Origin of the sequence: Deinococcus aquatilis DSM 23025 (assembly GCF_000378445.1) — a bacterium.
Taxonomy (GTDB): domain Bacteria; phylum Deinococcota; class Deinococci; order Deinococcales; family Deinococcaceae; genus Deinococcus; species Deinococcus aquatilis.
On record NZ_KB899712.1, the window covers coordinates 45,659 to 69,408 of the forward strand.

General features: G+C 65.1%; 22 protein-coding genes. 12 read left to right on the forward strand and 10 right to left on the reverse strand.

All coding sequences use genetic code 11. From position 1 onward, the window contains the following. Positions 1-48: 48 nt before the first annotated feature. Entirely contained in the window at positions 49-486 is a 438-nt protein-coding gene (locus F561_RS0111565) for a carboxymuconolactone decarboxylase family protein (protein WP_019010129.1), read from the forward strand. Here F561_RS0111565 and F561_RS0111570 read toward each other — a convergent pair. Further along, the gene (locus F561_RS0111570) at positions 483-1,145 is read right to left on the reverse strand and encodes a hypothetical protein (protein WP_019010130.1); all 663 of its coding nucleotides are present in this window, start codon (positions 1,143-1,145) and stop codon (positions 483-485) included. The two genes, F561_RS0111565 and F561_RS0111570, sit on opposite strands and share 4 nt — an antisense overlap. Before the next feature lie 274 nt (positions 1,146-1,419). Beyond that, entirely contained in the window at positions 1,420-2,196 is a 777-nt protein-coding gene (locus F561_RS0111575) for a YkgJ family cysteine cluster protein (protein ID WP_019010131.1), read from the reverse strand. Positions 2,197-2,231: 35 nt separating this feature from the next. Between F561_RS0111575 and F561_RS0111580 the strand changes: the two genes are divergently transcribed. The 7 genes from F561_RS0111580 to F561_RS0111610 all read left to right on the forward strand — a co-directional run bounded on the left by F561_RS0111580 (position 2,232) and on the right by F561_RS0111610 (position 8,560). Next, entirely contained in the window at positions 2,232-3,245 is a 1,014-nt protein-coding gene (locus tag F561_RS0111580) for an HD domain-containing phosphohydrolase (RefSeq protein WP_026298837.1), read from the forward strand. A 40-nt stretch (positions 3,246-3,285) separates the two neighbouring features. Further along, positions 3,286-4,176: a phosphotransferase gene (locus tag F561_RS0111585; protein WP_019010133.1), complete on the forward strand. Its 891-nt coding sequence runs from the start codon at positions 3,286-3,288 to the stop codon at positions 4,174-4,176. 356 nt (positions 4,177-4,532) lie between these two features. Then, positions 4,533-5,294 carry an electron transfer flavoprotein subunit beta/FixA family protein gene (locus F561_RS0111590; protein ID WP_019010134.1) on the forward strand — a complete coding sequence of 254 codons (762 nt, stop codon included), beginning with the start codon at positions 4,533-4,535 and terminating at the stop codon, positions 5,292-5,294. Positions 5,295-5,405: 111 nt separating this feature from the next. Continuing rightward, on the forward strand, positions 5,406-6,356 hold the full coding sequence (locus F561_RS0111595; protein WP_019010135.1) for an electron transfer flavoprotein subunit alpha/FixB family protein: 951 nt from the start codon (positions 5,406-5,408) through the stop codon (positions 6,354-6,356). A gap of 222 nt (positions 6,357-6,578) precedes the next feature. Beyond that, positions 6,579-7,220 carry a phospholipase A2 gene (locus tag F561_RS0111600; RefSeq protein ID WP_019010136.1) on the forward strand — a complete coding sequence of 214 codons (642 nt, stop codon included), beginning with the start codon at positions 6,579-6,581 and terminating at the stop codon, positions 7,218-7,220. Between the two features lie 90 nt (positions 7,221-7,310). Continuing rightward, positions 7,311-7,934 carry a uracil phosphoribosyltransferase gene (gene upp / locus F561_RS0111605; protein WP_019010137.1) on the forward strand — a complete coding sequence of 208 codons (624 nt, stop codon included), beginning with the start codon at positions 7,311-7,313 and terminating at the stop codon, positions 7,932-7,934. Between the two features lie 5 nt (positions 7,935-7,939). Beyond that, positions 7,940-8,560, forward strand: coding sequence for a TetR family transcriptional regulator C-terminal domain-containing protein (locus F561_RS0111610; RefSeq protein WP_019010138.1), 621 nt, complete (start codon positions 7,940-7,942; stop codon positions 8,558-8,560). 127 nt (positions 8,561-8,687) lie between these two features. Here the strand turns inward: F561_RS0111610 and F561_RS0111615 are convergent, their stop codons facing one another. After that, the gene (locus F561_RS0111615; RefSeq protein ID WP_019010139.1) at positions 8,688-9,434 is read right to left on the reverse strand and encodes a helical backbone metal receptor; all 747 of its coding nucleotides are present in this window, start codon (positions 9,432-9,434) and stop codon (positions 8,688-8,690) included. A gap of 140 nt (positions 9,435-9,574) precedes the next feature. Between F561_RS0111615 and F561_RS25310 the strand changes: the two genes are divergently transcribed. From F561_RS25310 to F561_RS0111630, 3 genes are all read left to right on the forward strand, one after another. After that, positions 9,575-10,291, forward strand: coding sequence for a c-type cytochrome (locus F561_RS25310; RefSeq protein WP_019010140.1), 717 nt, complete (start codon positions 9,575-9,577; stop codon positions 10,289-10,291). A gap of 101 nt (positions 10,292-10,392) precedes the next feature. Then, positions 10,393-11,259 carry a group III truncated hemoglobin gene (locus tag F561_RS27200; protein ID WP_019010141.1) on the forward strand — a complete coding sequence of 289 codons (867 nt, stop codon included), beginning with the start codon at positions 10,393-10,395 and terminating at the stop codon, positions 11,257-11,259. Positions 11,260-11,279: 20 nt separating this feature from the next. After that, positions 11,280-12,953, forward strand: a complete 1,674-nt coding sequence (locus F561_RS0111630) for a S49 family peptidase (RefSeq protein WP_019010142.1) — start codon at positions 11,280-11,282, stop codon at positions 12,951-12,953. Positions 12,954-13,030: 77 nt separating this feature from the next. Here the strand turns inward: F561_RS0111630 and F561_RS0111635 are convergent, their stop codons facing one another. The 7 genes from F561_RS0111635 to F561_RS0111665 form a co-directional block, all read right to left on the reverse strand. Next, the gene (locus tag F561_RS0111635) at positions 13,031-14,827 is read right to left on the reverse strand and encodes a M3 family oligoendopeptidase (protein ID WP_019010143.1); all 1,797 of its coding nucleotides are present in this window, start codon (positions 14,825-14,827) and stop codon (positions 13,031-13,033) included. A 133-nt stretch (positions 14,828-14,960) separates the two neighbouring features. Continuing rightward, on the reverse strand, positions 14,961-15,575 hold the full coding sequence (locus F561_RS0111640; RefSeq protein WP_051096897.1) for a phosphate signaling complex PhoU family protein: 615 nt from the start codon (positions 15,573-15,575) through the stop codon (positions 14,961-14,963). 215 nt (positions 15,576-15,790) lie between these two features. Further along, the gene (pstB, locus tag F561_RS0111645) at positions 15,791-16,555 is read right to left on the reverse strand and encodes a phosphate ABC transporter ATP-binding protein PstB (RefSeq protein ID WP_019010145.1); all 765 of its coding nucleotides are present in this window, start codon (positions 16,553-16,555) and stop codon (positions 15,791-15,793) included. A gap of 63 nt (positions 16,556-16,618) precedes the next feature. Next, positions 16,619-17,485, reverse strand: a complete 867-nt coding sequence (pstA, locus tag F561_RS0111650; protein WP_019010146.1) for a phosphate ABC transporter permease PstA — start codon at positions 17,483-17,485, stop codon at positions 16,619-16,621. Continuing rightward, the gene (pstC, locus tag F561_RS0111655) at positions 17,485-18,489 is read right to left on the reverse strand and encodes a phosphate ABC transporter permease subunit PstC (RefSeq protein ID WP_019010147.1); all 1,005 of its coding nucleotides are present in this window, start codon (positions 18,487-18,489) and stop codon (positions 17,485-17,487) included. Before pstC ends, pstA begins: the two co-directional genes overlap by 1 nt. Before the next feature lie 395 nt (positions 18,490-18,884). Then, the gene (pstS, locus tag F561_RS0111660) at positions 18,885-19,919 is read right to left on the reverse strand and encodes a phosphate ABC transporter substrate-binding protein PstS (protein WP_019010148.1); all 1,035 of its coding nucleotides are present in this window, start codon (positions 19,917-19,919) and stop codon (positions 18,885-18,887) included. Positions 19,920-20,123: 204 nt separating this feature from the next. Beyond that, positions 20,124-22,097: a serine/threonine-protein kinase gene (locus F561_RS0111665; protein ID WP_019010149.1), complete on the reverse strand. Its 1,974-nt coding sequence runs from the start codon at positions 22,095-22,097 to the stop codon at positions 20,124-20,126. Between the two features lie 208 nt (positions 22,098-22,305). Here F561_RS0111665 and F561_RS0111670 point away from each other — a divergent pair, with 208 nt between their 5' ends. Next, complete coding sequence (locus F561_RS0111670; protein ID WP_026298839.1) at positions 22,306-23,745, forward strand: phytoene desaturase family protein; 1,440 nt, start codon at positions 22,306-22,308, stop codon at positions 23,743-23,745. The last annotated feature ends 5 nt before the right edge of the window (positions 23,746-23,750 follow it).

Here is a 23,750-nt window from a genome sequence, read left to right on the forward strand (position 1 = left end):
CTGGCGCCTTCCCTTCCACCCCTTTGCCAATGCTCTAGGCTCCTGCCCATGAGCGACGAATCAGAACAGGCCACAGGCTGGGCGCGGGCCACTATTTTTGGCGAGCAGGAAGGGCGAATCTTAGACCGTCTGGCGGCCCTTGACCCCGATCTGATGGCCTACATTCGGGACTTTGCCTACGATACTGTGTACCAACGTCCGGGCCTTGACCTGAAAACGCGGGAACTGCTGGCCTGTACGCTGCTCGTATCGCTGGGGAGCCCGCCGGAACTGCGAACCCACCTGCGCGGCGCGTTGCGGGCTGGAGCCACCGAAACCGAGGTCCGCGAAACCCTGCTGATGTGCATTCCTTACCTGGGGTTTCCGCGTGTGGTGGCCGCGTTTGAGCAACTGCGGCTGCTGCTGGATGCCGGACAGAATAGAGCCGGACAACAAAAAGTGCCCCCAGCCACAAAAGCTGAGGGCAACGATGAGGAGAAAGTTTAGTAGCTGACCTTGATGCCGATGCGGGCCTTGAAGACCGTACCAGGACGCACGAACCGGTTGTCGATGTTGGCGTAGCCAGCGTCATCTGTGGTGAACGAGTCGCTCGTACCGTTGCTGCTGCTGGCGTTGATCGTGGACTTGAAGTACTGCTCGACGCCGAGATCGCCCACGATGCTCAGGTTGCCTGCGATGGCGTAGCTGGCCATGACGCCCGCACCGATACCGAAGGAGGAGGCACTGTATGTGGTGCTGCCCGTTCCACCGTAGTCTTCGGTGGCACGGAACATGCCGTAACGTCCGCCTGCGTACAGGGTAGCGTCGGTGCCGGGGGCCAATTCTCCGAGGCTGTATGTGCCGTCTACACCGACAGTCGTCTGACTGCCGCTTTCGGTGGCTGCGCCCGCAGCCTTGTAAGAACCGAAGGTGTTGCCCAGGGCGTCTTTGTTGTCATCATTGATGGAGTCGCTGGGCTTGGTGTAGGAGGCGCTGACCTTCACACCCACAGGGCCGAGCAGGTTGGGGCTATGCACGAACACGCTTCCGCTGAGGCCACCCGCATAGCCACCCGTAAGGCCGAGTTCTACTCCGCTGAGGCTCTGTGCGCCTGCCGCGCCTGTCATCATGCCCGCTACCACTGCCGTCATCAGGATCTTCTTCATGCGTGTAGCCTCGCTCACCAAGATGAGCCGCCCTCATGAACGGTGTCACGGCAGCTTTAGAAACAGGACAGGTCATCGTCAGAAAAGAAATAGGATGCACAATCTCAGGCGACTTGCTCAAGCTGGGAATGTCGTCTGAGACGCTCTCTTCTCACAGCATCCACAGGCACGATCTGGGAAAAGTTCCACGGCGCACCCGTTCTTTATCTCTACTCCATAAACCCTGGTTTCTGAATGCTCACGAACTCATATGCTACCGGGAGCAGTTCCCAAGTCAGGCCCGCCCGAATTCCAACACCGTGGCGTGTGCCAGCCCGCGAGACTGGGCCACCTTCCATGCGCCGCGTGCATCTCCGCGTCCTATCTGGGCCATGAACGCGGCGTCACGGGCCAGTGTGGTCAGAACCCAGAAATCTCCCCAGGCTTCAAGTCCCCACTGCTGGCGCATGGCTTTGGCCGCCGCCGCCCACACAGGTTCGCTCAGGTGTTCCAGCGGGGCGATGTAATGCACCTCGCCGTCGGTGCCGGGGGTGCGGGCCACCTCACGGCGGTATTCCTCGCGCTCACGGCGGGGCATGTCGTCCCACGTTTCGGCGGCGCAGTAGCGGGCAGGCAGGGCGCTGAAGGTATCGCGGCAGCGGGTGGGGCGCACGTCATAGCGCGAGCAACTGCCTGTTTCGCGGTTCAGCAGTGGGCAGTAGCCCACCTCGCGGCGGTGGCGATCCACGTAGGTGTCGTCATCGGGGGCTGTGCGGGCATTGGCGATCACTGCGCGGGCGTGGGCTTCCATCCGGGCGGCCTCGGCATCCGTCAGGGCCTGCGCCGTCACCAGGGCTTCGGCCAACGAGACCCGGATCGGCATGTTGCAGCAGCCGAAGCAACCCGCGCCGCAGAACACGCGCCCGCCCCGCTCGGCGTAGCCTTTGAGCCACGCACCCGACTGGCGGGTATACCGGGCATAGCCGCGCTTCACGGCGTCTGTGACGGCAGCGTGAGGCAGGCCAGGGCCAGAACCTGCCGGGTGGGATGGGGGGGTAAAATAGCGCGTCATCGGAAGCAGCCTAGCGCGGGTATACTGCGGCTACCGTGTTCCGACGCCCACGCCAGCCGCAGACGCCCACCCCGGAGCCCCGGAAGACTGGCACCACGCCGTCTGCCGAGGCTCCGGACGCCACCCGCGTTCTCTCGGAATTGCTGGCCCGCCCCAGCACCGAAGGGATTTTGGAAGGAGCTTTGGGCCACGCCGCCCTGTTGCTGGGCGGCCAGACCCACGGATTTGCCGTGCTGCGGCGCGGCCAGGACCGGGTGGTTGCCGTGTTCGGCTATCCCAAAGCCCTGATCGGAACGGCGCTCAGCGGCCCCTGGGCCAGCATGCGTGCCCGCCTTCTGGCCGACGGTTCCCGCGAACTGTACGAGATGAACCCGCCCGAACTGCACTCGATTCTGGACGATGCAGGCATGCGCGACGTGCCCGTGACGCTGGTCATTCCCCTGAGTGACCGGGGCCGCAATCTGGGGGCGCTGGTCCTCGACCGCGTGGTCTCTGACCCGATTTCGCCCACGCAGATGGAAGTTGTGTCGCGCTGGGCCACCGCTGTCGGGCCACTGCTGGGAATTCTGGATTCCCGCGACGACTGGCGGCACGCGGCGCGGCAAATTACCACGGCGCTGGTGGAAGCCGTGGAAAGCCGTGAATTCGACGCGCTGGGACATGCACAGGCGGTGGCCGACGTGAGCCTGAAACTGGGCCGCGCCGTGGGACTGGCCGAGCGTGAGTTGGAAGAACTGTGGTACGCCGCCACCCTGCACGATCTGGGCAAGATTCACGGTGAACAGGGTCACGCGATGGTCGGGGCCAATTTTTTGCACGGCGTGCCGCATCTGGCCGAGGCGCAGAAGGCCATCCGGCATCACCACGAGCGCTGGGACGGGCAGGGCGACCCCGACAAACTGATGGGCGAAGACATTCCGCTGTATGCCCGGATTCTGGCCGTTGCCAACGCTTACGTCCGTGTGGGCGACATCGAGCGTCTGCGTGGTCAGGCCGGAAAGGGACTGGACGCCCGCCTGCTGACCGTACTGGAGAAGCTGCCGCAGTGAGAACCGGTCCGACTCTCGTGCGTGTGGGCAGCCTGAAGCCATGAACCTGCGCCCCACGCCCAATCTCGACACCGCCGAAGGCAGCGAGTCCACCACCCACCGTTTTCCGGTCCTGGAAGCCCGCTTCGGCCACCTGACCCCGATGGACGCGGGAATGCAGAGCCGCGTGTATAGCGCCCCCGACGGACAGACGGTGGTGAAGGTGTACCGCAACCATCAGGGCGAACACCGCCTGGAGGCAGACAACATGCGCCGGGCCGACATGGGCGCGTGGGTGCTGGACGCTGTGGAAGCCGACGGCGTGGAAGCCCTGATCATGCGGCGGTTTGCCGGGCGTCCCCTGACCGCCGCCGATGTGCCCCGCGCCCTGCCCAGACTGCGCGAGATCATCGGAGCGCTGCATCAGGAGCGGGCCGGACGGGTAGATCTGCGCCGCGTGCGCGAACGCCTGCGCCGATTCCGCAGTGCGCTGGCCGCCTACCCCCTCGACGACCTGTTCGATGCCGTTGAAATCCCACTGGAACTTGAGATGCTGGATCAACCCGCCGCGTTCTGCCACCTGGATATGTGGCACGACAACATTCTGATTGGCCCCGGCCCGGTCAATTCTGATCCGGCCCCCTCAGAGCAACCCGAGGTGCTGGTCATCGACTGGACAAAAGCAGGCTGGGACGATCCACTGCGCGATCTGGCCCTGTTGAAAACGGGCACGCTGGATCTGCTGCCGCCCGATGAGAGTCTGAATGCGGCCCTGACCTTCCTGCCCGACCACGCCCCCGCCACCCTGACCCGGTACCGCGCCTACCTTGCCATGACCACCCTGCACGACCTGTACTGGTTCCTGATGAACGAGCCGTACGAATTTGAGGGCCAGCGCGACCAGAAATTGCCCCGTGCGCGGCATGTGCTGGCGCGGCTGCCGGGGCTGTAAGGGCTGAGTTGGAAGGCGAGTCCCCCGTTGCTGGCGTAAGGTTGCAATTCCGGGTGAACCCCCCCGTTGCTGACGCAACGCCCCCCTTAGAGGTGGGGACAGAACATCTTTTGTGCTCCCCTTCAAGGGGGGCTGGCTGCGGAGCAGACTGGGAAGTTTACACGCCAAAGCCGCCCCACCCGCCATCCAGCCTGCCCGGACACCCAGACTTCTGAATCGACCCTTGTCAGTCACTTCAGACTGCGCTCTCTGCTAAACTTAGACCCAGTCTAATTTGCCATGATGTAGCCTCGTCTCTGGAGTTCTGAATCCCGCTGCACCCGGCAGCCTTTCCCAGCATGCATACAGGAGAACCGATGAATATTCTGACCCTTGTCCGGCAGGTCCCGGATGCCGAAGCCCGCGTCAAAGTCTCTGGCAGCGCAGTAGATCTCGAAGGCGCGACGCTGGTCATTGATGGCATGGACGAATACGGCGTAGAAGAAGCCCTGCGCCTGCGCGAAGGCGGCGCGAACATCGAAACGATCACGGCTCTGGCAATTGGCCCCAAACGCAATGAAGACGCCCTGCGTACCGCGCTGGCAATGGGCGTAGACCGCGCCATACACGTAGAAACCGACGAGAAGCTGGACGCGGTGGCCCTCAGCCGGGTGGTGGCCCAGATCGCGCAGGCCGAGAACATCACCCTGATTCTGGTGGGCGGGCAGGAAGCCGACTGGGATTCTCAGGCGCTCGGGGCCGCCACCGCCGAACGCCTCGGCTGGCCCCAGCTGACCTGGACGAACGAACTGAAAATAGAGGGCGAGAGCCTGAGCGGGCGGCACGATGTAGACGACGGCAACGAGAGCTTCAGCGCTCCGCTGCCCGCCGTGGTGACCACGCAGCAGGGCCTGAACGAGCCGCGTTATCCCACGCTGCCGAACATCATGAAGGCCAAGCGCAAGGAACTGCGTAAAGACACGCTGGACACCTACGGCGCGGCCAACACCGTGCGTGTGGTGAATGCCGAGATTCAGACCCGCGCCCGCATGAACCGCGTGATAGACGGCAAAGACCCGCAGGCCGCCGCCGAACAACTGCTGGATTTGCTGCGAAACGAAGCCAAGGTTTTGGCTTAAAGATTCTGTAAGTAGTCAGTGGTAAGTAGAAAGGGCGTGGTGGACAGACCATCTGCGTTCCAAACATTGACGGGAACGGCTGGAAGACCTCTTTAAAAGGGAGAATGACCGATGAAACTGATCGTTGCTGAACATACAGGCGGCAAGCTGACCAAAGCCACGCTGGAAATGGTGGCTGCTGCCCAGAACGCGGGTGGAGAAGGCCCCGTGACGCTGCTGGTGCTGGGGCAGGGGGTGGCGGGCGTTGCCAACGAAGCCGCGCAGTACGCCGAGCAGGTGTTGGTGGGCGATAGCGCAGCCTTGGCCGCCTACAACCCTGAAGTGTGGGCCGCCGCCGCCGCGCAGATCGCGCAGGAAGGGGAAGCCAGTCTGGTCATGATTGGCGGAAGCCGCAGTGGACGCGAATACGCTCCCCGCGTGGCTGTGAAGCTGGACGCGCCTTATCTGGAAGACGCCACCAGCCTCAGCGTGAATGGCACTACCGTGCAGGCGCAGCGCTACACCTACCTTGCCCGCGTGACCGAAACCGTGGAAGCCAGCGCCCCCACCGTGATCGTCACCGTGAAGCCGGGATCGTTTGCCCCCGCTGCCCCTGCCGCCGCTGCTGGCGAGCAGTACGACGTGGAGCTGGAATTGCCCGCAGCCCGCACCCAGGTCACGGGCCGCAGCGTGGAAAAGACCAGCCGTGTGGCCCTCACCGAAGCCGACGTGATCGTGACGGGCGGGCGCGGCGTGGGCAGCCCCGACAACTTTGCAACCTACGTGGAGGGCCTTGCTGACCGCATCGGCGCGGGCGTGGGCGCGACCCGTGCCGTGGTGGACGCGGGCTGGCGGCCCTATGCCGAACAGGTGGGCCAGACCGGAAAAACCGTGCAACCCAAGGCCTATATCGCGCTGGGCGTCAGCGGCGCGGTGCAGCACCTCAGCGGCATGGGCAAGAGCAAATTTATCGTGGCGATCAACAAGGATGCCGAAGCCCCGATTTTCAAGGTGGCCGATTACGGCATCGTGGGCGACGTGAATCAGATCGTTCCCGCACTGATCGAGGCTGCCAAGAAATAAGAATTTGAACCTCTGAACGCCGCTTTGTCCTGATAGGGCTGGGCGGCGTTTTTTGTTGGTCCGGTATGGGACAAGTCCAGCTCAGGCCGCAGCAGAGGGGAAGGCGAAGAGGGCTGAACCTGAAAGTTTGCACTCACCTGACAATTTTCTGGGTAGACTGGGCAGGCCACTTCAATTCGCCCCGGCCTTCTGGCCGACCCACACTGCACAAGGAGTTCTCTGATGCTGCCTTCCAAGCTGATGCCGTTTGCTGCCGCCGCCCTGAGCCTGACGCTGGCGGCCTGCACACAGACCCCGACCCCAACGACGGCCAGCCTGACCGACTACGCCAGCCGACCAGAGTTGCAAGACGCAGAGAGTCAGGCGATTCTGGCCCGCTACGGCAACGATCCGGGCCTTCTGGACGCGCTTCAGCAGGCTTACGGCGAGAAGCCCGCGCAACTGAGCCTCCCCGCCGTGCCTGCCCTGACCGGGCTTGACCTTGCCAGCGACCGCCTCGCCTACATCAAGCGTACCGGGTGGGGCAGTGTGGGCAATTACAACGCACAGTACGCGGCCTACGCCTTCAGCGGGCAGCCCTATCCCGGCCTCGATTGGGGACGCGACGGCTGCTCTGCGCCCGATGGCCTCGGCCTCGGCTACCGCGAGGATTTCCGGCCCGCCTGCAACGTGCACGACTTCGCCTACCGCAACCTCAAGGTGTACCAGCGCACCTCGGCCAACCGCCTGACCAGCGACGAAGCCTTTCAGACGAATATGAACACCATCTGTGCGGCCAAGAGCTGGTACAAGCGCCCGGCGTGCTACTCGGCAGCCTATGCCTACTATCAGGGCGTGCGGGTGGGCGGCGACAGCAGCTTCTAAAGAGGGAGTGGGACGTGGGTTGTGGGCTGTAGGAAGGGCGCAAAAGCCCACGTCCTACAACCCGCAACCCACAACCGTTATGGTATCGGCATGGTTACAGTCGTTTCTCATCCGCTGGTGCAGCACAAGCTTTCTCTGATGCGCGACGTGCAGACGGGTGTCAAGGAATTTCGGGAACTGGCCGCCGAACTGAGCCTGCTGCTGGCGTATGAGGCCATGCGTGACCTGGAAACGGTGCCCACGCGCCTGCATACACCCATAGAAGAGGGCGAATTCCCGATGCTCAGCGGCAAGAAGCTGGCCCTGGTCGCCATCTTGCGGGCGGGACTGATCATGACCGACGCCATCGTGCAGCTTGTTCCCGCCGCCAAAGTGGGGCATATCGGCCTGTACCGCGACCCCGCCACGCTGCAACCGGTGGCCTATTACAACAAACTCCCCACCGATATTGCCGAACGCCGGGTGTTCCTGACCGATCCGATGCTGGCAACAGGCGGCAGCGCCAGTGCAGCCATTGGATTTCTGAAGGAGGCGGGGGCGCAGACCATCAAGCTGATGTGCATTCTGGCCGCGCCCGAAGGCATTGCCGTGATTCAGCGCGACCATCCGGATGTGGACATCGTGGTGGCCGCCATCGACCCGCGCCTGAACGATCACGGCTACATCGTGCCGGGACTGGGCGACGCTGGAGACCGGATCTACGGGACGAAATAAGCCGCGTGGCCCGCACCGTCAACCCTATTCAAGACCGGGCACGACGTTCGGCACTGGAAAAAGCCGCGTATCTGGCAATCTACGAGCGCGGCTATGCAGGCGTCACGCTGGCCGATATCGCCGCCCATGCAGGCGTGAGCCGGGGCACGCTGGTCTATCACTTCGGCAGTCGGGCGGGGCTGCTGGCCGCCGTCATGAAGCGTTTTATCCGCACCATCGGCGTGGCAACCCGGCGGGCGCTGCGGCAGGCCCAGACTCCCGAAGCCAAGCTGACCGCCTTTGTAGAAAACCAGTTTTACGGCGTGCAGAACACCCGGCGCTTCTACACCGTCTCGCTGGATTTTCTGGCGGCAGCCACCCGTGACCCGGCGTTGATGGCCGTGCAGCGCGATTCCTTGCAAGACACCCTGACGTTGGACCTCGAACTGGCGCGGCTGGCCGGAGAGGAAGGCGCACAGCGACGGGCGAGACAACTGCGGGCACTGGTCGAGGGCCTCAGCGTGCGCTTTCTGGCCGATCCCGACCCCGATTTGCAGGCCTACAGGGATGATTGTTTGGCCGGGCTGCGGGCCATCTTGGGAGGCGTTGCGGAGGAACAGGGGGGTTCATCTTCCGGGTCAGATTGAAGCCGCGTGTGAACCCCCCAGTCTGCTCCCTTGCCAGCCCCCCTTAAGGGGAGCGTAGCAGCCCTTGTCCCCACCTTTAAGGGGGGGCGTTGCGCCAGCAACGGGGGGGTTCACCCACAACCTGAGATCACTCCTTGCGCCCCAGCTCCAAACCCGCCAACGCCGCCGCGATCTGCTCTGCGCCTTCGATCAGGCGGGGGCCGGGGCGTCCGAGGCCACTTTCGGGCACGCACACCACAGGCACGCCGAGGCCGCGTGCTTCGATGATTTCGGGGCGCAGTTTTTTCACCCCGCACCACGAACACACGATCAGGTCAGGGCGACTGGCCCGCACTTCTTCCAGCGTAAGGGGGCTGCTGCGTCCGGCCCGGTCTGCCAGAGCGTTTACCGCGCCGATGGTTTCCAGCAGGTCCGTGACCCACGAATCACGGGTGGCGGCGATGATGGGCCGGGGCCACCATTCCACCAGCACGCGGGGCGGGCGAGGAAAGCTGCCGTGAAGGGCCGCGAGTTGCCCGCTGAAGCGTTCCGTCAGGGCCTGCGCCCGCGCCTGCAATCCGGTGGCTTCGCCAATGGTCAGGATGTCCTGTAAAGTCTGCGGCACACTGACTGGATCAAGCACCAGCAGGGGCAGGCCCGCCGCCTGAAGACCGTCCAGCACGCGCTCCATGCCCGGTACGCTCAGGCTTGCCAGTACCAGATCAGGCCGGGTCTCGGCCACCGCCTGCACATCTATTTGCAGGTCCGGCCCCACGCGCCGCGCCCTGTCCAGCCCCGGCGCGTCGCTGTGGTTGTCGGCGGCCACCACCCATTCGGCCACCCCCAGCGCCGCCAAAATATCGGAGTTACTGGAAGTCAGGGAAGCGAGTCGCATGCACGCAGTGTAGCGGGCCGTCACGCCGTTCTCACGCGCAGGGCGGCCTCTTTAGCGACCCCAAAGACAGCCCGGAACTTTGGCCTGAAAAGCTGCCCAGCACAGTCAAACGCCCCCTGACCGTATGGTAGGGTGGGCCTATGAAGAACACGTTCGCCGTCACCATGACGTTGCTGCTGGCCCTGACGCTGGGCGGCTCCTACGGTGCCTACCGGATAGCCACCACCCCCCACGAAGAAACCAAGGCCGAAGGCGGCACGGCTGGGCAAGAAGAACGCGCCGGATCGGTACCCACCGAAGAAGCGCCCAGCGCAACCAGTTCGGCCACCGGTGCGGCAGGCGCGGCGGCAGCTCAGGGCAACGCCAAAGCTCCCAATCAGGGCGGCGAGCAGGCCGGAGCCAACGGCGCAGTTGCCAACAGTCAGGGGGCAGCCAGTGGCGGCCAGGAAAACGGCCAGACCGAAAACAACAGCACCACAGTCGCCACGACTGAGGGCACGCAGGCAGGCGAAAACACCACCGCCAACGCAGGCGGCGAAACCGGACGGCCTCCCGGAGAAACGGCAGCCACCGGCGCAACCGTCACCACCGATGCGGGCGACGTGACCGCAGGCAAGACCAAATTCGCCGTGACCTGTGCGGGGTGCCACGGTGCAGAGGGCGGGGGCGGCATCGGCGCGGCCCTGAACACCGCCGACGGCCCCAAGAGCTGGACGCTGGATCAGTTCAAGCTGACGCTGCGTGAAGGCAAAACCCCTGACCGGGAACTGGCAGCCACCATGCCCCGCTTCTCTGCCGAGCAGGTCAGCGACGAAGAAGTGGCCAATCTCCATGCCTTCATCAAGACGCTGAACTGAGGTTCAAGCCCTTCCAGAAACCCCGCCACATCCGGCGGGTTTTTTGTTGCCGGGGCCAGAGCGGAGGGCCATCATCAGAATCCAGACTCTATGCTGAGGCCGTGACTTCTGGCCTGCTGCTGACCACCTCTCCCCTGCCGGATGAATGGGCAGGTTGGGCCGTGCAGCCTGCCACCACCGACGCCCTGCCACACGCGGCGGGCCTGCTGATTCCGCACGACGACCAACCGGTACAGGACGTGCAGAACAGACCAGACCGCTGGGCACTGCTGATGCTGGTCTCAGGCGCGGTGCGCGGCGGCCTGCCCGTATTGGCCTGGGGTTCAGGTGCAGCACTGGCAGGCCGGGTGCTGGGAGCAGCCATTCAGACCGGAGTTCAGACGGAGGAAAACGAAAGTACGGCACAGGAATGGGCGGCCCTTCCGCGCAACGCCCACGCCGAACGCTGGCTGGGCACTGCGCCCCTGCTGTGGAAGGCAGGCAACGTGACTGCCTGGGCCGGAAAAACCTTGCCCGACACACTGAAACAGGAGTTCCTGACTCTGCTGGAGACGCCCACGCCCCGCACCCCGGCCACGCCGCTGGACAGCATCGGCGGAGAGGCCGCCCTGCGCCCGCTGCTGGCCGATTTTTATGCACGGGCGCGGGCAGATGAGGTGCTGGGGCCAGTCTTTGCGGCCCATGTACAGGATTGGGAGGCACATCTGGAGGCCGTGACCGCCTTCTGGGTCACGATGCTGGGAGGCCGGGCACTGGGGGGCGGGGCAGTATGGCGCGGCAACCTGAACCACATTCACGCGCCGTTGGGGGTGCGGGGCGTGCATCTGGCCCGCTGGCTGGCCCTGTTCCGCGCCGCCGCCGAAGCCCACCTGCCACCCGACGCCGCGCAAATACTGACCGCCCGCGCCGAGGCGATGGGCAAGCGGCTGGGGCGACAGCGTGCGGGGGCAGGTTCGCCTCCTCACTGATTGCGCCCCACTGATCCCGCATGGGAACCTCTCTCATGGTGGGCGCGTACTTTGCTGATATGCCTCCCCTGAATATTCCCTTTTTAAACCAGACAGACAGCACTCTGCCCGGCGGCGTGACGCGGCCTACGTGGGTGGTGCTGGACTTGCACGGCGCTTATCCGGCGCGGCAGCCTGCCAGCCCTCTGGCGGCCCTGCTGAACCGCACCGAAACGCTGGAAGCGCTGGAAGCCCGTGTGGAAAAACTGCGCGGCGCAGAGTGGCTGCACGGCGTGCTGGTGCGCTTTGGCGGCTTCGCGGCGGCTCCGGCCACGGCCCATGCGGTGCGCGGCATTCTGGGACGGCTGGCCCAGAACAAACGGGTCGTGGCCCACCTGCCTCAACTGACCATGACGGCCCTGATCGCGGCCAGCGGCGCAACCGAAATTGCCGCGCCCGAATCGGCAGACGTGATGCTGGGCGGCTTTGCGGTGGAATCCACCTTTCTGGGGGCCTTCCTCAAAAAGCACGGCATCGAGTTTGAGAATCTGCGAATCCGTGAATACAAGGCCGCGCTGACCCGCTTTTCTCAGGATCATATGGACGACGCCAACCGCGAGCAACTGAGCGCGTACATCAGCGGCATGGAAGGCGCGTGGGCGCGGGATCTGGCCGCCGCTCGGGGCGTCACCGAAGAGCGGGCGCGGGGCTGGCTGTCAGGCGACCTGACCTCGGCGCAGGGGGCACTGGACGCCGGACTGATCACGAAGATTGCCTATGAAGACGAGTTGGTCGGCCCCGGCACCCGCCCAGTGGCCGCCGTGCTGGATTTGTTCATGCCCAAGAAGCCCAGCAACGCCAAAGCGGGCCGCATTGCCGTTATCCCGCTGATCGGTACGATTATTCCCGGCAAGAGCCGCAACAACCCAGTGCCCCTGCCGTTGCTGGGCGGCCCGATGGCCGGGTCGGATACCGTGACGGCGGCCCTGAAGCGTGCCAAGCAGGACGAAAAGACCAAAGCCATCGTGCTGTACGTGAACAGCGGCGGCGGTTCGGCCCTCGCCTCCGACCTGATCTGGCGCGAGGTGGCAACCAGTGAAAAACCCGTGGTGGTGGTGATGGACGAGTACGCAGCCAGCGGCGGCTATTACGTGGCGACCCACGCCAAACACATCGTGGCTTCTCCGTACACCCTCACGGGCAGCATCGGCGTGGTGAGCGGCAAACCCGTGATGCGCGACCTGTTTGCCCGCAACGGCCTGAACCCCGAGCGGGTCGGCAATGACCGCGCCCTGATGTACAGCGCTTCTCGCCCCTACTCCGACGATGAACGCGCCCTGATCGAACGCAGCATTGGCGAAGTGTATGACCGCTTTGTGTCGCGGGTGGCCGAGGGCCGCAAGCTGACGCCCGAGCGCGTGAACGAACTGGGCCGGGGCCGCATCTGGAGCGGGCTGGACGCGCTGGAACACGGTCTTGTAGACGAACTGGGCGACCTGCACACCGGAATCGAGCGAGCCGCAGAACTGGCGGGCCTGCCCTACGACGCGCCCACCTGGAACGCCACGCCCAAAAATCACGGCCCCCTGCCCGAATTTGTGCAGGAAGCCGCGAGTGTGGCCCAAAGCGCCGTGACGCTGGACGGCCTGAGCCTGTGGCCGTTTGGCAAAGAGCGGGTGCTGGCGTGGTTTGATCAGGATGTGAAAGTGAGGTAAGGAGCGTAGAGGGTGGATCGTGGAACGTGGGAACAGCCAAACCACGATCTACGATCCACCTTCTCTGTCAGCCAACTTCAGTTGCTGCTGACCGCTTCCTCATACGCCTCAATCTGCCCCCGAATCACATTCAGGCTGCCTTCCCAGAACTCCGGCGCGTGTAGATCGATGCCGAACCCGGCAGCCAGCGTGCGGGCGTCGGCCTGACCTGTGCCTGCCAGCAGTTCGTCGTAGCGGGCCTGAAAGTCGGCTTCCTGACCCTTTTCCCGCGCCTGCACATACTGGGCATACAGGCCCAAACCGAACAGCAGGCCGAAGGTATAGGGATAGTTGTAAAAAGACAGCGAGTAATAGTGCGGCTTGACGGCCCACATGTACGGGTGCGGCGTGGCGAGGGCGTCGCCGTAGGTTTCGCGCTGCGCCCAGACCATCAGGTCGCTGAACTCCTGCGGGGTCAGGTCGCGCTCGGCCCGTTTTTCAAAGACCGCCCGCTCGAACAGAAAGCGAGAGTGGATGTCCACGACGACCTGCGCGTGCCCCAGCAGTTGCGTTTCCAGCACGTATAACCGCTCTGCGCCCGTGGCCTGCTCCAGCGCCGCATTCTGAATAATGGTTTCGCAGAAGATGCTGGCGGTTTCGGCCAGGGTCATGGGCGTTTCGCGTTGCAGCGGTGTGCGGTCAGCCTTCACCATGTTGTGATAGCCATGCCCCAGCTCGTGCGCCAGCGTGGAAACACTGTCCAGACTGGGATCGTGGTTCATCAGAATGCGGCTGTCTGCACCCTGCCAGCCCATGCAGAAGGCTCCGCCGCGCTTGCCGTCGCGGGGGCCAGCGTCGATCCAGTCGCCCTCAAAGGCGCGGGCGGCGAAATCTCCCAATTTGCTGGAAAAGGCCCGGAACTGGGTTTCCACGAAGTCCTTGCCCGCGTTGTACGTCCATTCGGTTTCGCTGCGTCCAGCAGGGGCAAAGAGGTCCCACCAATCCAGTTGGGGCTTGCCCATGCCCCGCGCTTTGGCCGCAAAGTAACGCCGGAAATCGGGAAACGAGCGCACCACGGCGGCCTGCATGGCGTCCAGCGTTTCGCGGTCTATGCCGTGGGTCAGCAGACTGGGAGCCACCGCGTCGGCAAAGCCCCGGCGGGCGGCCAGCGTGCCTTCCTCACCCTTCACTCCGTTCAGGGCGGCGGCCAGCACCACTTCCGCATCCTTCCAGACGGCAATTTCGGCGTGGTAGGCATCCTGACGCACGCTGGCATCGGGGTCGGTGGCAAGGGCACGCAGGGCAGTCACGGGCAATTTTTGGCCCCGGAAATCGCCTTTCAGGATACTGGTGACGTTGCCATGCAATTTGCTCCAACCGCCCGCACCACTGGGCCGTAGGCGGGCCGCCAGATCCTCTTCATCCGGCGACATCTGATGCTGGGCGTACACCACAGCGCGGCGAATCAGGTGTTCGTGGGCGCGGGCCACCTCTGATTCGGCCAGCAGCGCCTCTACATCCTGCCCCCCCAGCCAGGCCGTGAGGCGCGAGCGCAGCGGCCCCAGCGGCAGCGTCAGCGTGGTCAGGTCGCCCTGCGCCCGCTGCGCCTCGGCGTCGCGGCTATCGGTGGTGACAAAGGCGCTGATGAAGGCCCGCACGGTGGTCAGGCGCAGGGAGAGGTCATTCAGGCCGCCCAGCACCTGCTCCAGCGTGTGCGGCGTGGCAACCGCACCACCCTTTTGCACGCCCACCGAATCAAACAGGGTTTCCAGCGCCTGCACCTGCCCGCGCAACTCGGCAAGGTCGGCGGCAAAGCGGGGATCGGTCAGGCCGCTATACAGATCGTCGGTGCGCCAGCGGGGCAATTCCGCTGCGGGAGACTGAGTTGGGGTCATGCAGGGCAGTGTAAAACAGAAGATCGGGGAATGGAGCGGCTATTGCAAAGGGCAACCGCTTTGTTCACTCACCCCCTCCCCAACTCTCCCCCCTCAAGGGTGAGGGAGCAAAACACCTAGCCCTCCTGTCCCCCTATCCCACCCGGTCTATGTCTACCTTCGCCAACTGCCCCAGCACCAGCGCTTCTAGTCGCTCTGCGACGTTGACCAGATGATCTCCAAGGCGTTCCAGATTGCGGGCCATGCGTCCGGCGGTCAGGGCCACCTCGGTATCTTCGGGGCGCTCCAGCAGGCGCGTCAGGCTGGCCCGCTGCATCTGCTCGTACAGGGCGTCTACCTGCTCGAAATCCAGCCGCATCACCTCGCGGGCGGCGGTCAGGTCGCGCTCGGCAAAGGCGTAGGCCAGCCGCTCCACCATCTCCGAGAGCAGGCGCACCAGCGGCAGGGCGTCTTGCAGGGTGGCGCTGCGGGTGCGGGGGGCCAGCGTTTCCAGATCCCGCGCCACCGTGAAGGCGTAGTCTCCGACACGCTCCAGGTTGGTCAGGCTGCGGAAGACCAGCAGATGAAAAGCCAAGTCTTCGGCACACAGCCCCAGCGAAAAGGCGTGCAGGCAGGCGTCTTCTATTTCCCGCTCCAGCGCGTCGGTTTCGCGTTCCAGCCCTTTGGCTCTGGCCGTCAGGCCCGCGAATTCTGCACGGTCATTGGCGTCGCGCACGGCATCCAACTGCTCCAGGGTAATGCTGAGCATCCGCAGAAAGCGGGCTGTAATGTGTGCGCTGCTCTCTTTGCCGTCGTCTATGGTTGTGGTCACGCCGCCCCTGCCATCATGCTCGCAGTATCGTAGCGGGTTGTGATGGGGGGGTCAGGCCATCCAACCAAACGGGACAGCCAGACAGGACAGCAAAAGCCCCGCCCGAAACGTAAACGCCGGGCGGGGTCGAAACCAGTCTGGGCGGTGGGCAATCAGCCGAAGCGCCCGGTCACGTAGGCTTCGGTACGCTCATCGCGGGGGCTGGTGAAAATCTGATCGGTCACGCCGTGTTCGACGAGGTCGCCGTTCAGGAAAAAGCTGGTGGTGCCGCTGACACGGGCCGCCTGATGCATGTTATGGGTCACGATGATGATGGTCGTGACCTTTTTCAGCTCGCTCATCAGGTCTTCGATTTTGGCGGTGCTGGCAGGGTCAAGGGCGCTGGTGGGTTCGTCCATCAGCAGGATTTCGGGTTCGACGGCCAAAGCCCGCGCAATGCACAGGCGTTGCTGCTGCCCACCCGAGAGGCCCGTGGCAGGCGTCTTCAGGCGGTCTTTGACCTCTTCCCAGAGGGCCGCGCCGCGCAGACTGCGTTCGGCCACTTCCATCAGGCGCTTGTTGTCGCGGATTCCGGCCAACTTGAGGCCGCTGACCACGTTGTCAAAGACGCTCATGGTGGGAAAGGGGTTGGGCTTCTGGAAGACCATGCCCACGCGGCGGCGCATGTTCACGGGGTCCACGCCGGGGCCATACACGTCCTCGCCGTCCAGCAGGATTTTGCCGGTCACGCGTGCGCCGGGGGTCAGATCGTGCATGCGGTTGATGGCCCGCAGAAAGGTGGTTTTGCCGCATCCGCTGGGGCCGATCAGGGCGTTCACGGAGCCGCGCTGCACTTCCAGATGAACATTCTTGACGGCCTGCTTGCTGCCATAAAAAATATTGACGTCGTGGGCGGTCAGGATGGGAACAGCGGTCATGGGGACTCCTTTTGGAGGGGTGTGGAATGTGGGTTGTGGGAAAAACTGCTGATCTGACTGCCCCTATTTGCGCTGGCGGGTCACGTAGCGGGCGAGCATACTGGTGGCAAAAATCAGCAGGATCAGCAGCAAGGCCCCGGCTTTGGCAAGGCGCTGGTTTTCATCGTAGGCGCTGGTGGCTCCCCGGTAGATTTCGAGGGGCAGAGCGCTCATGGGCTTGCTGGGATCAAAGTTGACATTGGGATTACCGAAGGCCGTGAACAGCAGCGGCGCGGCTTCTCCGGCCACGCGGGCCAGCGCCAGCATGACGCCCGTGATGATGCCCCCACGTGCAGCAGGCAGCACGATTCGCATGATGACCAACCACTGCGGCAGCCCCAGCGCCAGCCCCGCTTCACGCACGTTCAGGGGCACCAGTTTCAGCACTTCTTCGGTGGTACGAACCACGATGGGAATCATCAGGAAGCCGAGGGCCAGTGCGCCCGCCAACCCGCTGAAGCCGAAGACCAGCACGATCAGGCCGTAGGCGACCAGACCCATCACGATGGCCGGAATGCCCGCCAGCACGTCGCTGATCATGCGGATGGTGGGCATCAGGGGGTGGCGCGGGTACTCGGCCAAGAAAATCCCGCCTGCCACGCCCACCAGCACGCCGATCACGCTCGCCATCGCCAGCATGGTGACGCTGCCCAGAATGGCGTTCAGCAGGCCGCCGCCCGTTTCACCTTCGGGGGCCGGGGTCTTGGTAAAGAAGTCCAGATTCAGTGCGCCCACGCCCTCGCGCAGCAGGTACAGGAAAATCAGGATCAGGGGCGCGACCACAGCCAGCGTTGCCAGCAAGATCAGGCCGCCCATCAGGGTGTTGCGGATACGCCGGGCCGGAGACAGCTTGGCCGAAGAGCGGGAGACGGTAGACAGGGCCGTACTCATCATTGGATGCCTTTGGGAGTGAGTCGGGCAATGATCAGGCGGGCCACGTAGTTCACGATCACGCTCAGGAAGAACAGGCTGAGGCCGAGGGCCACCACGCTGGAGCGGTGAATGGTTTCCTGCGCGTCTCCGAACTGGTTGGCGATCACCGAGGCCATCGTGCTGGCGTTGCCCCACAGGCTCTTCAGAATCTCCTGACTGTCTCCGATGACCATTGCCACGGCCAGGGTTTCACCCAGAGCGCGGCCCAGGGCCAGGATCACGCCGCCCAGGATTCCGGCGCGGGCATAGGGCAAGATGGCGCGGCTGATGACTTCCCATTTGGTCGCGCCGAGGGCGTACATGGCCTCGCGCTGGTCGGCAGGCACGAGCCGGATCACGTCGCGGGCCACCGACGCCGTATAGGGCAAGATCATGACGGTCAGAATGATGATGGCGAGGGCCAGTCCGCGTCCGCCCGCACCGCTGGGCACGAAAAAGCACTGCAGGTTGGTCTGTTGACTGGCCCACAGTTCGTTGCAGCGCGTGATGGTGCCGACATTATCGGGATTCAGAAAGAAGGCGGTCTGCCATTTTCCCAGAATCGGCGCGATGACGAACAAGGCCCACAGTCCGTAGACCACGCTGGGCACGGCGGCCAGCAGTTCTATAAGGTAACCCACCGGGTTCGCCAACCATTTGGGTGCGTACTCGGCCACAAACAGCGCACTTGCCACCGCCAACGGCACGCTGATCAGCAGGGCCACGAGGCTGGTCAGCAGGGTGCCCATGATCATGGTGGCCGCGCCGTACGTGCCCGCCACCGGGTTCCAGGTGCGCTCGGTAAAGAACCGGAAGCCGAAGCGTTGCAGTGCGGGCAGGGATTCGCGGCCCAACTGGTACAGGCTCAGCAAGAAGATCAGCACGATGATGCTGGCGAGGGCCAGAATCAGGATCTGGAACACGCGGTCACCCTGACTGGACAGGGCACCACGTGAAGGCGGACGGCGGGCAGGTTCAATCATGGCGGCTAGACCCCTCCGGGTCGGGTCGAAGAAACGTCCGGCAACGCAAGTCAAGCGCACACGGGGCCGAGCTTGGTTCCAGACGAGAAGGCTCCATATGAGAACAGTTCACACGCCTAAAGTCAGGGCCAAGTCAGGGCGTGAAGAATTGGGCATCGTTGGACTATGGGGAAAGCGGGGCAGGCGCTGGGCAGGCACTGGGCAGGCACATAACTCAGGGCTGCTGGCGGGGGCTGTACAGAACACGGCACAGCAACGGGCGGCCCCAATGCGCGAGGCCGCCCCGTGGAAGTTCTGATGTGATGGAGAAGACGGATCAGTGCGCCTGATCAGAGGGTTCCGCAGTAGGCCGCCGCCTTGTTTCAGCTCCCAATACCCTGCGTCCTACACTCCGGTTAGAGCTTCTTGCCGCCGTAGTTCATCGAGTTGACCAGCGCCTTGGCCTTGTTGGCGACGTTGGCGGGCAGCTTGGAGTAGTCCAGAGGCTCGTTGTACTGCTGGCCGGTGGTGATCATCCACGTCAGCAGAGTCTTCAGGGCCTTACCCTGCGCCTCGGTGCGGTTGCCGTACTTCTGATCTTTGTAGAAGATGATGTAGGTAAAGCTGGCGATGGGGTAGGCGTCGGCGTTGGCGCTGTTGGTGATGCTGACGCGGGTATCGGCGGGAATGACCACGCCGAGGGCGGCGGCGGCAGCGGGGCCATTGTCGGCCACCACGAACTTACCTGCACGGTTCTGCACGCTGCCGAAGGTCAGTTTGTTCTGCTTGGCATACACCAGTTCCACGTAACCGATGGCTCCGGGGGTGCTCTTCACGACTCCGGCCACGCCGTCATTGCCCTTGGCTCCGGTGCCGGTGGGCCACTGGAGGCTGTTGCCCACGCCCACTTTGCTCTTCCACTCGCTGCTGACTTTGGCAAGGTAGTCGGCAAAAACGTAGGTGGTGCCGGAGCCGTCGCTGCGGCGAGCAACCGTGATGGGCAGAGGAGGAATGGTCACGCCGGGGTTCAACGCGGCAATCGACTTGTCGCCCCAGGTCTTGATCTTGCCGAGGTAGATGTCGGCCAGGACTTTGCCGGTGAATTTCAGGGGCGTGGTCACGCCGGGCAGGTTGTAGCTGGGTACCACTGCGCCGATGGCCGTGGGGATGTGAATCAGCTTGCCGGGCGCGTCTTTCATGCTGTCGTCGCTCATGGCGTTGTCGCTGGCGCCGAAGTCCACGGTGCGCTCCATAATCTGCTTCTGGCCTGCCCCGCTGCCGACCGACTGGTAGTTCACATCGACGCTGGCGCTCTTTTTATATTCGGCGAACATCTTGGAGTACAGGGGAAAGGGGAAGCTCGCGCCCGCGCCCGTGATGCTGCCCTGAGCGGAAGCGGTACCGAACGACGCAGTTGCAACAAGGGCGAGGCCCAGGAAAGTCTTCTTCATGCCTGACAGCCTGAAGGTGAACTGTCAGCGCGGCGTCACTGGAATGTCAGGGAATGGTCAGGGGTAAAAGTGTGGCTTGGAAGGTGAACCCCCCCGTTGCGGGCGCAACGCCCCCCCTTAGAGGGGAGGACAACTACTTCTTTGCTCCCCTTTAAGGGGGCTGGTGGCGGAGCCGACTGGGGGGCTAGGCTTGCGCGTAACCCCCTAGTCTCCCCGGTACGCCCGCAGTGTGCCGTTCATGAAAGCCACGTAGAGCGTGCCGTCGGCGGCCAGTGGCGTGGCCTGCACGCCCGTTTTTTCGCGGTGGCTCCAGCGCACCTCTCCGGTTCGTACGTCCAGCGCCACGAGTTCGCCCAGTTCCGAGGCCAGAAAAACCAGGCCCGCGCTGATGACCGGGCTGGCGGTGACGCGGCCCTCCAGGGTATGCGCCCACACGTCCTCGCCGTCTGCAAGGCGCAGGGCACGCACCGTACCGCCCCACCCCGCCGCAATGACAATTCCGCCTGTCGCGGGGCCGCCCGGAACAGCCATCACCGAGGAGCGGGCAATAGCGGGCGCGGCCCAGATTTCGTCCTCCAGGTCATAGGTCCACAGGATCGCATCCGGGCTGCCCACTCCGCTTGTACCCAGCGCCGCACGTCCGCCGCGAATGGTGAGGTGGAGGGCGTGCACCTCTCCGGGCCAGGTGGCAACAATCAGGATGGCCTCGCCGGGAGCAGTGGGCAACAGCGCGGGCGTGCCGTGAACCGTCCCGACTTCCACCTTCCACAGCGGGCTGCCGGTGCGGGCATCCAGGGCGTGCAGCCAGCCGTTCTCATCGCACAGCAGGGCCGCACCTGCCCATACCAGCGGACTGGCTGCCACCGGCCCGCCTGCGCGGTAGGCCCAGGCCAGTTCTCCGGTCCGGGCGTCGAGGGCGTGCAGATGTCCGTCCCGACTGGCCGCCAACACCCGGTCGGCCCAGAGGGTCGGGGCGCCCGTAAATTCGGCGCGGGCCTGATGCTTCCAGACCTCCGCACCGTCAGAGAGTTGCACGCGGCGCAGGGTGCCGTCCCACGCGCCGTAGAGCACATGCCGCCCGATAAAGGTGGCGGGCGCGGTCACCTCGTCGCGGGCCGCGTAGGTGGCAAAAGGCCGCCCGGAGGCGTGCGTGAGCACCAACTGGCCGCCACGGGTGCCCACCGCCACGAGGTCGCCCTCGCCCACCACGGCAGCAGGCCAGGTGACCTCGCCGGGCAGGGCCACACTCCACGCCTCACGCAGATTGGCAACGCGGGCAGGGCCATCGGGATGTTCTCCGGTGCGGGCGCGGCCTCCCCGGTACTGGCCCCGCGCATGGGCCGTCCACACGTCGCGGCGGGCCAGTGCCCACAGGTGCGCCAGCGCCTCTCCGCTTTCCGGGCGGTGTTCGGGCCGCTTGGACAGCAGGGCCAATAGAACCTGGGCAACAGCGTCGGGCACGGCAGGATTCAGCTCACGCGGGTCTTTGGGAGCCTCGTACACATGCTGAAACATCACGCTCTGATCGGAGTCGCCCACGAAGGGCGGGCTGCCGCACGCCACCCGGTACAGCACCGCCCCCAGCGCGTACAGGTCGCTGCGGGGTTCCACGCCCACGCCCTTGGCCTGCTCGGGGGCCATATAGGCGGGCGTGCCCAGCGTGACCCCGCTGCGGGTCAGGTGCCGGGTCTGCTCGGTCAGTGTGACCAGCCCGAAATCCATGATGCGCGGCAGGCCAGCTCCGTCCAGCAGGATATTTCCGGGCGTGAGGTCGCGGTGCACGATGCCCTGCGAATGCACGAAATGCAGGGCGCGGGAGGCGAAGGCCGCCGCCGTCAGGAAACGGGCGAGAGGGCCGGGGGCGTCTTCGAGCGGGCCGAGCGCCGTGATCTGCCCACCTGTAAACAGCGGCATGGTGAAAAATGGGCGGCCATTGTCTTCCTCGCCCAGATCCAGCACCGGCACCACGCCCGGATGGGTCAGGCGGGCCAGCGTCCGTACCTCGCGCAGAAACCGTGCCCGATCGGAGTCGGGCACATGCGCGTGCATCAGCTTGACGGCCACCTCACGGTCCAGAAGAGCGTCGTGGGCGCGGAATACGCGGGCGCTGCCGCCTTCGCCCAGAAGGGCACGCAGGCTGTAGCGGGCGGCGATGGTTTCGCCAATGTCTAGCGGCATACTCGTGGGGCCATACTGGGCCGAGTGTAGCGCCCGACGTGCTGGAGCGGGGCAGCCCTGCCCAGCCGGGCAGCACAGACGGGTGGCTCAGCCGAATCGTTCAGCCGAGTCGTTCAGCAGGAGGAGCCAACCATCCCCCTTGTGGGGGGCAGACGCGCCCCCTCTATCTGCTGGGCCTGCGGAACCTGCCAGCACCTAGACTGCATCCATGACCTCAGCTCGAAGATCCTCCGAATGGGACGCCGTCGTGATCGGGTCTGGGCCGAATGGTCTTGCCGGAGCCGTGACCCTGGCGCGGGCGGGAATGCGAGTGCTGGTGCTGGAGCGCAACGCCACCCCCGGCGGCGGCCTCAGCAGCGCGGCGCTGACCCTGCCGGGGTTTACGCATGATGTGGGCAGCGCCATCCACCCGCTGGGGCTGGCCTCGCCCGCCTTTCGGACGTGGCCGCTGCACGCCTTCGGGCTGGACTGGATCACGCCGCCCGCACCCTTTGGGCATGTGCTGGAAGACGGACGCGGCGTGGTGATCGAGCAGAGTCTGGACGCCACCGCCGACCAACTGGGCGCGGGGGGCCGGGGTTGGCGCACCCTGTTCGGCCCGATGCTGGCGGGCTGGGAAGGCATGCTGGACGATGTGCTGCGGCCACTGCCCCGGCTGCCCCGGCATCCGCTGACGCTGGCACGGTTCGGACTGCGGGGCGTGCCCCCTGCCACGTTGGGCGCACGGCTGCTGAAGACCCCCGAAGCGCGGGCGGCCTGGGCAGGGCTGGCCGCGCACGGCACGCTGCCCCTGTCGGTTCCCGGCACAGGCGCGGCGGCCCTGATGCTGGGCACGCTGGCCCACGCGGTGAACTGGCCCTTTCCACGCGGCGGCGCACAGAGCCTGACCGACGCGCTGGTGGCCTACCTGCGCTTTCTGGGCGGCGACCTGCAAACGGGCGTGAATGTGCAGAGCCTGCGCGACCTGCCCCCCGCCCGCGTGGTGCTGGTGGATTCCAGCCCGCGTGTGCTGCTGCACCTGCTGGACGACGCGGCCACCCCCGCCTACCGCCGCTGGATAGAGCGTTACCGCTACGGCAGCGGCATCCTGAAACTGGATTACGCGCTGTCGGGGCCGGTGCCCTGGCGTGATCCGGCCCTCAATCGGGTGGGCACACTGCATCTGGGCGGCACGCTGGAGGCGGTGGCCCAGGCCGAAGCCACGGTGGCACGCGGCGGCCTGCCTGAGCGGCCCTACGTGTTGGCCGCGCAGCACACGCTGTTCGACTCCTCCCGCGCTCCGGCGGGGGCACACACTTTCTGGGCCTACGCGCACGTCCCGCCGCATACGCCCGACACCTACGCCGACACCATCGAAGCGCAGATCGAACGCGCTGCCCCCGGTTTCCGCGACCTGATTTTGAGGCGCACCACCACCAACGCCCGCCAACTTCAGGCGCTCAGTCCGGTGTTCGAGGGCGGCGACGTGAACGGTGGCAGGGGCGATCTGTGGGGTCTGTTGGCCCGCCCCCTGCCCACGCCCACGCCCTACCGCACTCCCGACCCCCGCGTCTATCTGTGCAGCAGCGCCACGCCTCCCGGCGGCGGGATTCACGGCATGGGCGGCTACTGGGCGGCGCAGGCAGCACTGAAAGACCACCCGCTGTAGCCAGA

Bases quoted from the DNA above. Each gene is read 5' to 3' on its own strand.
- F561_RS0111565 (WP_019010129.1), top strand. From the start codon at position 49: ATGAGCGACGAATCAGAACAGGCCACAGGCTGGGCGCGGGCCACTATT.
- F561_RS0111570 (WP_019010130.1), bottom strand. From the start codon at position 1,145: ATGAAGAAGATCCTGATGACGGCAGTGGTAGCGGGCATGATGACAGGC.
- F561_RS0111575 (WP_019010131.1), bottom strand. From the start codon at position 2,196: ATGACGCGCTATTTTACCCCCCCATCCCACCCGGCAGGTTCTGGCCCT.
- F561_RS0111585 (WP_019010133.1), top strand. From the start codon at position 3,286: ATGAACCTGCGCCCCACGCCCAATCTCGACACCGCCGAAGGCAGCGAG.
- F561_RS0111590 (WP_019010134.1), top strand. From the start codon at position 4,533: ATGAATATTCTGACCCTTGTCCGGCAGGTCCCGGATGCCGAAGCCCGC.
- F561_RS0111595 (WP_019010135.1), top strand. From the start codon at position 5,406: ATGAAACTGATCGTTGCTGAACATACAGGCGGCAAGCTGACCAAAGCC.
- F561_RS0111600 (WP_019010136.1), top strand. From the start codon at position 6,579: ATGCTGCCTTCCAAGCTGATGCCGTTTGCTGCCGCCGCCCTGAGCCTG.
- upp (WP_019010137.1), top strand. From the start codon at position 7,311: ATGGTTACAGTCGTTTCTCATCCGCTGGTGCAGCACAAGCTTTCTCTG.
- F561_RS0111615 (WP_019010139.1), bottom strand. From the start codon at position 9,434: ATGCGACTCGCTTCCCTGACTTCCAGTAACTCCGATATTTTGGCGGCG.
- F561_RS25310 (WP_019010140.1), top strand. From the start codon at position 9,575: ATGAAGAACACGTTCGCCGTCACCATGACGTTGCTGCTGGCCCTGACG.
- F561_RS0111630 (WP_019010142.1), top strand. From the start codon at position 11,280: ATGGGAACCTCTCTCATGGTGGGCGCGTACTTTGCTGATATGCCTCCC.
- F561_RS0111635 (WP_019010143.1), bottom strand. From the start codon at position 14,827: ATGACCCCAACTCAGTCTCCCGCAGCGGAATTGCCCCGCTGGCGCACC.
- F561_RS0111640 (WP_051096897.1), bottom strand. From the start codon at position 15,575: ATGCTCAGCATTACCCTGGAGCAGTTGGATGCCGTGCGCGACGCCAAT.
- pstB (WP_019010145.1), bottom strand. From the start codon at position 16,555: ATGACCGCTGTTCCCATCCTGACCGCCCACGACGTCAATATTTTTTAT.
- pstA (WP_019010146.1), bottom strand. From the start codon at position 17,485: ATGAGTACGGCCCTGTCTACCGTCTCCCGCTCTTCGGCCAAGCTGTCT.
- pstC (WP_019010147.1), bottom strand. From the start codon at position 18,489: ATGATTGAACCTGCCCGCCGTCCGCCTTCACGTGGTGCCCTGTCCAGT.
- pstS (WP_019010148.1), bottom strand. From the start codon at position 19,919: ATGAAGAAGACTTTCCTGGGCCTCGCCCTTGTTGCAACTGCGTCGTTC.
- F561_RS0111665 (WP_019010149.1), bottom strand. From the start codon at position 22,097: ATGCCGCTAGACATTGGCGAAACCATCGCCGCCCGCTACAGCCTGCGT.
- F561_RS0111670 (WP_026298839.1), top strand. From the start codon at position 22,306: ATGACCTCAGCTCGAAGATCCTCCGAATGGGACGCCGTCGTGATCGGG.